The following is a 12,272-nucleotide window of genomic DNA, read 5'->3' on the forward strand; positions in this document are numbered from 1 at the left end:
TTAGATGAATCCGCGTAGCCAATATAGCATCTCAAATTCGCTGTTAACCTGCACTATCAGCGAGCTTGGCGCAGAAATTGTTAGTCTAAAATCACAGGCTAATGGAGACGAATATATATGGCAAGGCGACCCTGCTATTTGGGCGGGGTCTGCTCCCATATTATTCCCAATAGTTGGGCGTTTGAAAAATGGAAAGTATAGCGTTGACGGACAAGAGTACGCTCTACCCACTCATGGTTTTATTAACAACCAATACTTCACCTTAGTTGAAAAAACAAGGTCGTCTATTACTTTAAGAGTAAAGGCCAACCAAGCAACGCTGCTGTTGTATCCATTTAGGTTTCAATTCGACGTCACGTTTTCACTAGAACAAAAAAGCCTCTCGGTGACATACGAAATTAGTAATAGTGATGACACCGAGCTCTATTTTTCTATTGGTTCCCACCCCGCATTCGCGCTACCTATGACCGAGTTTCGCCATGAAAAATGCAAGTTACGTTTCTCTGAGCAAGAGAACCAGTATTGCCAACTAATAAAAAATGAGCTGTTATCTGAACAGACTTATTCTGTCGAGTTAACCGCTCAAACACTAACCCTGACCGCTGATCTATTTGCTCGTGATGCACTCATTTTTCGAGATATTTGCTCGTCGTCTATTACTTTGTTGATAGATGATGTACCCGTATTGGCGCTTGAAATGGGCAACAATCGGCACTTAGGTCTGTGGGCGAAGCCTAATTCGCCCTATATCTGTCTAGAACCTTGGACGGCAACAGATGAAACAGAAACCACCCCAACAGAATTAAAACTAAAGCCAGACATGCTTTGTCTTTCTTCGGGTGCTACTTACTCAAATTATTATCGAATAGATATTTTTTAGTTTAGTACTCATGCGACAGGATCTCATAAGTTTTATAAGCTTCATTCAAAAACAAAATGGTATCGATAACATATATAATATATAATTTGTCTACTTATTGCCGTGTTTAGACGAAAGGGGTTCGTCCAGTAACATAATCAATAGGATTTAGTATAATTTATGAAGGTAAGCCATGGAGCCTTTGTTGCCCATAGAGGACGCGCTATCTTCTCTCATTAAACGTAATAGCTAAGATATTACAAGGTTAATTTATTGAAGGCGTATCTAATATGAACTTAATTAAAATAACGATCATTTTACTCTTTGTAGGCTTATCTACCGTTGCATTTGGCGCAACAAAACCTAATGTCATCATTATCATTACCGACGATCAGGGATATGGAGAAATTGCTGCCCACGGCAATAACATTATCAAAACGCCTAATCTCGATGCATTACATCAACAGAGCGTTCGTTTAACCGATTTTCATGTGGCGCCTAAGTGCGCCCCAACCCGCGCAGCATTGATGACAGGAACCTATCCCCGCAGAGCAGGCGTGTGGCATACGGTTGCAGGCGTCTCTTTAATGCGTCCCGAAATGCCTACCATGGCAGAAGTATTTTCTGATTCAGGCTATCGCACCGCCATGTTTGGCAAATGGCATTTAGGTGAGAGCTACCCGTTAAGGCCTCACGACCGTGGATTTGATGAAGTCTTTTGGCATAAAGGTGGCGGCGTTGGACAAACTCCAGATTACTTTGGAAATGACTATGGCCAATTTAATGACAATACCAGTAAAGATACCTATTTTCGAAAGGATACACCCGAACTAGCTGAAGGTTATGTTACCGACGTCTGGTTTCGAGAAGCCGTTGATTTTATCGAGAAAAACAAAGAAAAACCGTTTTTTGTGTGGCTTGCAACTAATGCAGCTCACACACCATATCACGTAGACCGTAAATATAGTGATCCCTATGAAGGTAAGGGCGTTAATGCGAAATTTTATGGCATGATCACCAATATAGATGACAATGTAGGCTACCTAATGAGAACGGCTGATAGGCTTTCACTGAGTGAAAACACCATTGTTATTTTTATGAGTGATAACGGCTCTTCTGCGCCGACGTTTAACGCCGGTATGCGTTCTATTAAATCCAGCGTCTATGATGGTGGTCATCGCGTACCATTCTTTATCCGATGGCCGGCAGGCAAACTAAATCATGGTAGCGATGTACCTCAACTAACTTCTCACTTTGATGTTTTGCCGACACTCATTAACTTAGCGCAGTTAAAAGAGCCCGCTAAAGCAAAACTTGATGGCATGGACTTTAGTTCACTATTGATGGGGCAGTCAGACTGGCCAGACCGCAAGATTGTGGTTGAAGTGCAGAGTATTCAAGTACCTAAGAAATACAATGGACCTTCTGTAGAAAAAAATATTGGTAATGTGGTTATGACATCTAGATGGCGATGGGCCAACTACCATGAACTATACGATATTAAAGCAGATCCTGGACAACAACATAATATAGCTAAAGCTCATCCAGACATCATGGCTGAGTTAGAACAGGCTTATGAAACTTGGTGGACAGATGTATCAAGCAGAAATCATGACTATGTTGAAATGATCCTTGGTGATGATCAAGAAAACCCCGTATTGCTTACATGCCATGATTGGCATCCAGATGATGGTGGTGAAATTACACCTTGGAATCAAAGGATGATTAAAGAAGGACAAGCTAAGACTGGCTGGTGGTCAGTCAATATTGCCCACTCGGGAAAATATAGAATCAGCCTTCGTCGTTGGCCAAAAGAAGCCCCAGGCCCTTTACAATTTGGCCACCTCGCTAAACTGAAGATAGGTGAAAAAGTGTATACCAAAGCGTTCAACGCCCGGACCGATACAGTGGTAAATTTTGAAGTTGATTTAGAACATGGCTCAAGCAAACTGCAAAGTTGGTTGGATGAAGAGCACGGCGCTTATTTTGTCGACGTAGAACGGATTAGTCAGATTGCTATAGCAGCCAATTAGTCCAAACAAAAACATAAGCAACAAGAGTATATGTTACCGATTTGACAATTTTTTAACATCTTTATGGTATCGATAACATTTTTAGTGTATATTTTATTCATTGACTAAGAAATTCGAAATCACTCAGAAATGGAAACCCGTGAAAATGAAATTATTGAATAAATTAATCCTTGTTGTATTTACTGCCGTTTTGCAGGTAAATGTCAGCGTTGCTAACGCAGCGGCAGAAGTAAAGAAGCTATCTGATGACGAGCGTATACAATGGTGGCGTGACTCCAAATTTGGCATGTTTATCCACTGGGGAGCATACTCGGTTATTGGCGGAGAACGAGGCAAACAAATAGCCAAAGGTGGTGCCGAATGGGCAATGGATAAACTAGATTACACTATTGAAGAGTATGAGAAGTTTCCCACATGTTCAACCCTGAATTATTTGACGCTGATGAATGGGTTGCCATGGCCAAAGATGCAGGGATGAAATATATAGTTATAACCTCTAAACACCATGAAGGCTTTGCTTTATGGGATTCTAAAATCTCCGATTATGACATTGTGGATGCGTCACCATTTAAGCGGGATATCATAAGAGAGTTGTCCGTAGCCAGCAAAAAGGCTGGGATCCCATTTGGCGTTTATTATTCAATTGTTGATTGGCATCATCCACAAGCACAAGGCAATTTGTTCCCAAATTACAATGCAGGGCAAAAGGATCAAACGGTGGTAAATCCTGAATTTCCAAAATATTACGAAAACTACCTAAAGCCTCAAGTGAAGGAGTTATTAACTAACTATGGTGATATAGACATCGTTTGGTTTGATGGCGATTGGATCGCTGATTACACCACTGAAATGGGCAAAGAGCTTTATGCCTTCATCCGAGACATTCAGCCAAATACAATCGTAAACAATCGAGTTGACAAGGGCCGAATGGGCATGGAAGGCATGGACAGAGAAGGAAATTTTGCCGGAGATTTTGGCACCCCAGAACAAGAAATTCCCGCCACTGGTATTAACTCAGATTGGGAGTCTTGCATGACGATGAATGGCTCTTGGGGTTATAAGCCATCAGACAATAACTGGAAAAGTAATGAGGCATTGATTCAAAATTTAATCGATATAGTTTCTAAGGGAGGCAATTACTTATTAAATATAGGGCCAGATGGCTTCGGCAGGTTTCCGAGTGAAAGCATAAGACGTTTAGCCGATATGGGCGTTTGGACCAGAGCAAATGGAGAAGCGGTTTATGGCGCATCAGCCAGCCCATATGACAGACCAACTTGGGGAAGGTACACCACAAAAGAAGGCGTCATCTATGCCCACGTATTTGATTGGCCGCAAGATGGAAAGTTAGAAATAAACAGTGAAATCAGTATTAAGAAAGCATCTCTGTTAACCGACCCGAGCTCACGTTTAAGAACAAAAATCATCCATGGAAAACCAACCATTCTATTACCCGAAAACGCTCCTGACGACATAGCCACGGTAATAAAAATTGAGCTGTAAACATCTCGCGTAGAGCTTAACGACTATAGCCTTTAAGGTGCTCATGAAATCTAATAACTAACAGATGGCATGAGCATGTTATAGCAAGCTCAATATCGAAATAGCCAGTCCATTAACACTAAGTCCTTACCAAAATTATTGGGTGCTAAGTGCATTACTGTAAGCAGATAAATTTTCATGTCAATAACACCGTTGAATTGGAATGTAATTAAGAATGAAAAACTCAAATAAAGCGTTTTCAGTTACCGCTACTACTTTGCTCTGGCTGATATTTTTATTCGGCTGCCAAAAGAATTTGCCAATGCATTCCTCACTGCATAGTGCTGATGTTGTAGGTGATGCGGAGCCTCTTACAATGCCAGCAGAAAACAGGTTTGTTCGAGATGTACTGGATTTCAATTTAAGTGAGCCAATGGAGTTAGACGAATTACCTAATATTGGCATTCTGTTTATTGAGCGCAGAGGCTTGATCAAGTTATATGACTTCAATTTAGCTAAAACAGTCAGTATTGGGAAATTGGATGTTTATTATCATGAAGAGGATGGACTACTTGGCTTAGCAGTCGATCCTAACTATGCACAGAACAATTGGATTTACTTGTTTTATTCGGTGCCAGGAGCAGCGCCTATTCAGCACGTTTCTCGCTTCACATTAGTCAATAAAAAGTTAGACCTTAGTTCAGAAAAAGTACTGCTGACTATTCCCGTCATCAGAGGGTGTTGCCATAGTGGAGGAGCATTAGAGTTTGGACCTAAAGGCAATTTATTTATAGGTGTGGGCGATAATACTCACCCATTGGGGGACTCTGATGGCTTTGCCCCTATTGACGAGCGAGAAGGGCGGGCTTTATGGGACGCACAAAAATCAGCCGCTAACACCAATGATTTTCGCGGAAAAATACTACGTATAAAGCCAGAAGATGATGGGAGTTACTCTATCCCTGCAGGAAACCTATTTCCCGTAGGCACAGCTAAAACCAAACCCGAAATATATGCGATGGGCGTTAGAAACCCGTTTAGGTTTGATATAGACAATAGCACGGGCATCCTCTATTGGGGAGATGTGGGACCCGATGCTGGTAAAGCAAAACCAGATCGCGGCCCAAAGGGCTTGGGAGAATTTAATCAAGCCAAACAAGCAAGTAATTGGGGCTGGCCTTACACCAGAGGTAACAATCAAACCTACAATGCTTATGACTACTCAGGCACAACTTCAGGGCCAAAATTCGACCCTAATAATTTAGTAAATATGTCGCCAAACAATACAGGTCTTAGCCAACTGCCACCAGCGCATAAATCAATGATCTGGTATGGCTATGACGCATCAGAAGCATTTCCCTAGCTTGGAGAAGGCGGAGTAAACCCCATGGCTGGGCCTATTTTCCATGCTAATGATTTTGTTCAAACGGCTAGAACTTTTCCCGCATATTTTGAAAACAAATTATTTATCTATGAGTGGATGCGAGACTGGTTTTTCGTCGTTACTTTAGACACAAACCAACAATATGTTCGAGCAGAACAATTTATGCCTCAAAGTCAATTTTCTCATCCCATGGATATGATTTTTGCAAGTGATGGCAACATGTACCTGCTTGAATATGGTCAACAGTGGAAAAAACAAAATCAAGATGCGCGGTTAAATCGAATTTCTTATGTGAGTGGCAACCGCAAGCCAAACGCTAAACTAACCGCCGATAAAGTCGCCGGATCAGCACCACTAGTCGTTAATTTATCTGCCGCAGGCAGCGTTGATTACGATGGGGATACACTCGAATACCAGTGGGCAATTAATGGCGAACCAGTTGCAAATAATCAAGAGCTAGGCACGTTTACCTTTGATGAAAATGGTGAATATATTGTTGAGCTTACGGTTGTCGATTCCGCTGGGCAAAAAGACAGTAGCTCGTTGACGATAATAGTAGGGAATGATGCACCTGAAATTAGCATAACAATTACCCCCGATTCCTACAAATACTCAGACAACGGCGTGGTTAGTTATACGATTGAAGTGTTCGACGAACAAGACGGAACCAGTGAAAATGGTTCGATTTCTGCGGGAGATATAAGTGTCACATTTGAATATTTGTCGGCAACAGCGTTAGCAGAAACTTCCGCAGTTGGACATCAAGTAAGCAGCAAGCCTAAAGGCCAAGAACTTACTGATAAGTCAGACTGTCGAGCCTGTCATGACATCATACGCACAGTGAATGGTCCAAGCTATCAAGCCATAGCAGCGAAATATGATGAAACCGATGTTAGATTTCTAGTGGCAAAAATAATTAACGGTGGAGCGGGTGTGTGGGGTGATAGCGCCATGTCTGCTCATCCACAACTGCCACCTGAAGAGGTAGCAGCAATGGTCAACTATATACTGAGTTTAGATCCTAACAACATTGAAAATAAAGGCCTACCGCTGAAAGGAAACGTGCGTTTTGAAAAGCACCTCGGCCAACAAAAAGACGGACAATATATCTTAAGAGCAAGTTATCAAGACAAAGGACTTACGAATAGCGCAATCGATACTGATTCGTCTCGTTTAACTATAAGTGAGCAAATTATTTTTACTGCTAATGGTAAGAGTGAATGACGGTAGTAATCAACCTACGGGAGACAACGATTATGAAAACCCATAAAGAACAGTTTACTGCACAGGCATGGGGACGTTTATGCCTGCCTATCCTGTGTTTGCTAATGGTGCCGAACCTAGCGCAGGCTGAAGAAACACCGCCTAGCCCGTTGAAGTTGTGGTACACAGAGCCTGCATCCGAGTGGATAGATGCATTACCAATAGGAAATGGGCGTTTAGGTGCAATGGTTTACGGGGGAGGCCAAGTAGAGCATCTTCAATTAAACGAAGAGACGCTTTGGAGCGGTGGACCCCATGATTATACAAACCCAGAAGCCTACTCTCATCTGACAAAAGTTCGTCAATTGCTAACTGACGAAGAATATATTCAAGCTGAGAATGAAGCGCAGAAAATGATGGGCAGCCCAGTGAAACAAATGGCATATCAGCCGTTTGGAGACCTCTACCTGACCTACCCTCAAGGTGGAAAAATTTATAACTATCATCGTCAATTAGACTTAGAAAATGCAGTCGCTACGGTCAAATTCGGCTTGGGGGTCAGTGGAGGTATTGTACAGCACACACGCACAATCTTCGCTTCTCATCCTGATCAAGCGATCGTAATGCATTTACAAAGTGATCGCCCGAAAGGCTTAACTTTTGATCTATCAATGGCAAGCCCTCATTTAAGCAATACGCAAGCGATAAATGATGCAGTGCTTATGATGTCTGGTGAAGTTGCTCCTCGAAAAGAACGTGGACTAATAGGCCCATGGGAAGGCAAAGGAACTAAGTTTGCCGCCAAAGTTAAGGTGCTGACTAAGGGGGAACGGTTATCACTCATGGCGACAAAGTTATGGTCCGCGACGCTGATGAAGCGACCCTTGTTTATGTCGCTGCTACGAGCTTTGTAAACTACAAAGACGTTAGCGCAGATCCAGTTAAGCGAGTAGACAATTATTTAGCGAAAGCCGCAGGCAAAAGCTTTAACGAATTATATCAGCGTCATGTCGACGACTATTCGCAGTTATTTGACCGAGTTGCTATTGATCTAGGCGGAGCTAAGGAAGACCAAAGCCTCTCTACTTCTGTGCGCTTACAGCACACAGAGAATGGAGCCTCTGATTCGCGCCTTGCAGAGCAAATATTCCAATACGGTCGTTACTTGTTAATCGCGGGTTCTCGTCCAGGAACAGAGCCAATGAATCTTCAAGGGATTTGGAATGGTACGATGAATCCCCCTTGGGCCAGTAAATACACGATCAATATCAATATTCAAATGATTTATTGGTTGGCCGAAGTCACTAATTTGGCTGAACTACACGAACCACTATTTCGCATGCTCGACGAGCTACAGGATACAGGCGCTAAAACGGCTAAAGTGCATTACAAGGCCAATGGTTGGATGACTCACCACAATACAGATATTTGGCGTGGCGCCGCTCCTGTAGATGGGGCACAGTGGGGCATGTGGCCAACTGGTGGGGCATGGCTAAGTTTGCACCTTTGGGAACACTACTTGTACAGTGGTGATAAGGCATTCTTGGAGAAGGCTTACCCTATTTTGAAGGGGGCGGCAGAGTTTTTTGTTACTGATGGCGTTCTAATTGAGGATGAAGACGGAAATTTAATCACCTCTCCATCTATTTCTCCTGAGCACAGTCATGGCGGAACAACCAAGGACGGCCTTAGTGTTGGGCGGGCGGGTACATCACTTAGTGCTGGACCTACGATGGATGGTCAAATATTGCGTGATCTTTTTGCAATCGTACTTGAGGCAGGAGCACTATTAGACAAGGATAGTAAGTTCCTAAAAAAGATAGCTAATACTCGCGCAAAAATAGCACCCATGAAGATTGGACGACACGGCCAACTTCAAGAGTGGGCAAAAGATTGGGATAATCCAAATGATCCACATAGCCATGTTTCCCATCTCTACGGGCTGTATCCAAGTAGCCAAATTAATCGCTTTGACACACCGAAGCTTTATGCCGCTGCTCGCACTTCACTGATCCAACGTGGTGATGCTGGAGGATGGCCAGGGGCATGGCGTATCGCTCTTTGGGCACGCCTAGGTGACGGAGACCGCGCTCATAATGTATTCAATAATTACGTAATAAATGGCTACTCAAAAGGTTTACTTAACAGTGGTCGTGTATTTCAAATCGATGGAAATATGGGAGCGACCTCGGGTATAGCTGAAATGTTAATGCAAAGCCATAACACAGAGATCGAATTGTTACCTGCATTACCAAAAGCTTGGCCGGACGGAAGTGTGAAAGGCCTACGGGCTCGCGGTGGCTTCGAAGTCGATATCTCATGGAAGGATGGAAAGCTGACAAATGCCACCATCCATTCGCTGCGTGGTAATCCATTGAGGCTTCGCTACGGAAATTCTCTTTTAGAAAAAAACTAGCTTCCGGCACTAGCCTGACATGGGCAGGCGACTAAATATTCTTGTGACTGAATTGATTAGGTTGCATCCTGTATGCAGCCTTCACGGCAAGGCAGCCAATGTATGCAATGTCCATTAGGTCAGGAATATCCCTTAGGGCAGCTATTGCAGATACAGTTATGCGAACGAATAAACCTAAATCACTAAATTTGTCGCAGCATGACAACTATAAGCCATAACGTTAATAGGCAAGGTACATGATAGATAAAGCTAACCTACTTGGTGTTGATAACAATGTATTCCCCCATTTAAGCCGCAGAAGCTTTTTATCCTCTGCCTTATGTTTAGTCGCGACCACCGCATGCTCTTCGCTAAATACCAAGTCATCAGTGCAATTCATTGCTATCAACAGCCTTGATGAATTACGTCATTATGCCTCTGTTGATAATGTGAAAGTACGCCTAAACCCTGGTGTATATACAATTGAAGCGGCCGAATCCCACAAGTTCATGTCATTCACAGGAAAGAATAGTCACTATGATTTACGTGACGTTACTTTGCGTGTTGACACAAAACTATTCAGCTTATTTGGCGATCCTAGTGGCGCGGATGGGTTTTATCGAGTCATTGATTTGTCTGGTGAAAATAGCGTATTTGAAGGCCTGAAAGTAGAAACATTTGGAGACAAACCTGGATACCAAAGCCGAAACAAAATATTCAATATTGTTGGCTCTGGGATAACGTTGAAAAACGTAGATGTTACCACCTCAGGTTCAACCCCATGGGGTTATGGCAGTTTGTACGGAATTAAAGGTACAGTGGTTCGAAAAATGAATGGTATACGGGTAGGTTGGCCAGCAGTAGGGGTTAAAGTCATAGGCTGTAAAGTACACATGCGCGCCATGGGCCACGCAATTTTTGTACAAGGCGCTATTGATACCTTAATTGAGAATTGTCACGTTGATGGGTTAGTTAAAACAACCAATGATTTACTGGCAGAAAAGAGTGGCTACGCATACGACCGACACTTTAAAGTGCCTAGACAGGAATATGTTGAAGGAGTGACCGTTGGCAAAAAAGGTGAAATTTTACCCAACGAAATCATAGCTTTAAGCGAAGATGGCATTCGTTTGTATGGCGATTTTAGAGGGCATGTTACAGGCAGTACGACCATCCGTGACTCTAGTGTTTATCAAATGCGAAGAGGGATTTGTACTGGTTTAGGTGCAGCTGCAGATGTTGTTGAAAATTGTGAAGCAACAGACTGTATTGCCGCAGGTTTTAACATAGGCAATAAAGACAGGTTAATAAATTGTCGCGCTAACGCCAAGTATGCTGAAGCCTTAAGTTGTCCTTATGAAGGATCATCTTTTGCGTCTGTCGATTTAGATATTTTAGATAGCAGAAATGGTCTAGCAAATAATGTACTAGCGACTATTAATGGTGACCATCATAGGATAAAACTTCATACAAAAAATGCAGCTTTTGTTCCCAGTTCCATGCTTATCGCTATAGGTACAAGACGTGGCTATGCCTTTTATCAACAAGGCATTACCGCCCCAACAGGGCTTAGTCTTGAGAACAAAACCGCAGCTAGTGTAATTTATGACAGCTAGCAATAGGCTAAAATTGCTGGACTTCATCATTGCGCCACCAGCATTAAAACACCTGTAGATGTGAATCCCATGGAACACTCTGCCAATCGAGTTATGCCACCTAACAATACAACAGCTTACTTCAATAACATTGCCTATCATTTGCAATGCTATTTGAAGTGAGTCGCCATACTCAAGCACAAGAGCACTTATGAGAAACCTTTATTTATTGTATATCACCGCAATCAGTGTAGCCCTTTCAACTCTTTCAAGCGCAGCTGATTTGCGGCACGCACCCCAAGCTGTAATATCAAACGGATTCGTAACAGCAAAAGTGTGGTTGCCAGATCCTGCAAAAGGCTTCTATCGCGGAACTCGCTTCGATTGGTCTGGAGTTATCTCGAGCCTACGTTATCAAGGTCACGAATATTTTGGCTCCTGGAAAGACTCTGTCGAGCCACACAACGAGATAGTAGGGCCAGTCGAGTCATTCACAGCCAACAATAAGGTATTAGGCTACAAAGAAGCCAAAGTAGGTGAAACCTTTGTTCGCATTGGCGTCGGCCTATGCGAAAAACCAGACGAAGAAAAATATCAGTGGCAGAGAGTTTATAAAATAGTCGACCCTAGTAAGTGGACTATCAAACAAGACAATAACTGGATTGAGTTCACTCATAATTTGTCGGATGGCAAAGGCTACGCCTACCGTTACACAAAGCGCTTGACCTTAACCCAAGGCAAAGCAGAACTTGTACTATCTCACAGCTTAACCAATATGGGTGAAAGACAAATCGACACAGAGGTATTCAACCACAACTTCTTCGTCATAGATGGCCGTCCAAGTGGTCCCGAATTCGAGGTTAGCTTTCCTTTTCCGCTTACGGCAACTCGTGCCGATTTAAAAGGTCGTATTGCCATCAAAGATAATACTATCCACTATCCAAAAGTCATGACAAAAGGCATGGACGGGATGATAGGCACTGGATTAACAGGTTTTAGCACCAAAGCAGCAGACAACGCCTTTCAAATAGTCAATAAAAAAACTGGAGCTGGGGTTAGGGCAAAAATAGATCAACCCCTATCGAAGTTATTTTTCTGGACCATGGAAAATACTATATGTCCTGAGCCCTTCATCTACATGCAAATCAAACCCGGGGCGACTCATAGGTGGAATACTGAATATACTTTTTTTGTACAACCAGCAGCGCAATGATTCACCGGTTTACCATTAAATTAACTTGAGATATGTCAATTCAGCTAGGCCCAAACAACTTTACGAGGCAGTGACAATTAACATTGTTATCGATACCATTTGTAGATA

General features: G+C 42.8%; 8 protein-coding genes and 1 pseudogene. All 9 read left to right on the forward strand.

Features of this window, described 5'->3' with window-relative positions; all coding sequences use genetic code 11:
- Nucleotides 1-4: 4 nt before the first annotated feature.
- The 9 genes and pseudogenes from RS130_RS04490 to RS130_RS04535 all read left to right on the forward strand — a co-directional run bounded on the left by RS130_RS04490 (nucleotide 5) and on the right by RS130_RS04535 (nucleotide 12,164).
- Complete coding sequence (locus RS130_RS04490) at nucleotides 5-880, forward strand: aldose 1-epimerase family protein (RefSeq protein ID WP_316024968.1); 876 nt, start codon at nucleotides 5-7, stop codon at nucleotides 878-880.
- A gap of 269 nt (nucleotides 881-1,149) precedes the next feature.
- Nucleotides 1,150-2,892, forward strand: a complete 1,743-nt coding sequence (locus RS130_RS04495; protein WP_316024969.1) for an arylsulfatase — start codon at nucleotides 1,150-1,152, stop codon at nucleotides 2,890-2,892.
- 145 nt (nucleotides 2,893-3,037) lie between these two features.
- A pseudogene (locus RS130_RS04505) lies at nucleotides 3,038-4,395 on the forward strand (alpha-L-fucosidase).
- A 214-nt stretch (nucleotides 4,396-4,609) separates the two neighbouring features.
- Nucleotides 4,610-5,737: a PQQ-dependent sugar dehydrogenase gene (locus RS130_RS04510; RefSeq protein ID WP_316024972.1), complete on the forward strand. Its 1,128-nt coding sequence runs from the start codon at nucleotides 4,610-4,612 to the stop codon at nucleotides 5,735-5,737.
- A gap of 24 nt (nucleotides 5,738-5,761) precedes the next feature.
- A complete protein-coding gene (locus RS130_RS04515) occupies nucleotides 5,762-6,982 on the forward strand; it encodes a PKD domain-containing protein (protein WP_316024973.1) in 1,221 nt (406 codons plus the stop codon).
- 32 nt (nucleotides 6,983-7,014) lie between these two features.
- Entirely contained in the window at nucleotides 7,015-7,875 is an 861-nt protein-coding gene (locus RS130_RS04520; protein WP_316024974.1) for a glycoside hydrolase family 95 protein, read from the forward strand.
- Nucleotides 7,818-9,377 (forward strand): glycosyl hydrolase family 95 catalytic domain-containing protein, encoded by a 1,560-nt coding sequence (locus RS130_RS04525; protein WP_316024975.1) that lies wholly within the window; start codon nucleotides 7,818-7,820, stop codon nucleotides 9,375-9,377. Before RS130_RS04520 ends, RS130_RS04525 begins: the two co-directional genes overlap by 58 nt.
- A 236-nt stretch (nucleotides 9,378-9,613) precedes the next feature.
- A complete protein-coding gene (locus tag RS130_RS04530) occupies nucleotides 9,614-10,972 on the forward strand; it encodes a hypothetical protein (RefSeq protein ID WP_316024976.1) in 1,359 nt (452 codons plus the stop codon).
- A 190-nt stretch (nucleotides 10,973-11,162) separates the two neighbouring features.
- Nucleotides 11,163-12,164, forward strand: coding sequence for a hypothetical protein (locus tag RS130_RS04535; RefSeq protein ID WP_316024977.1), 1,002 nt, complete (start codon nucleotides 11,163-11,165; stop codon nucleotides 12,162-12,164).
- Nucleotides 12,165-12,272 lie beyond the last annotated feature (108 nt).

Origin of the sequence: Paraglaciecola aquimarina (genome assembly GCF_032464635.1) — a bacterium.
GTDB classification, from domain to species: domain Bacteria; phylum Pseudomonadota; class Gammaproteobacteria; order Enterobacterales; family Alteromonadaceae; genus Paraglaciecola; species Paraglaciecola aquimarina.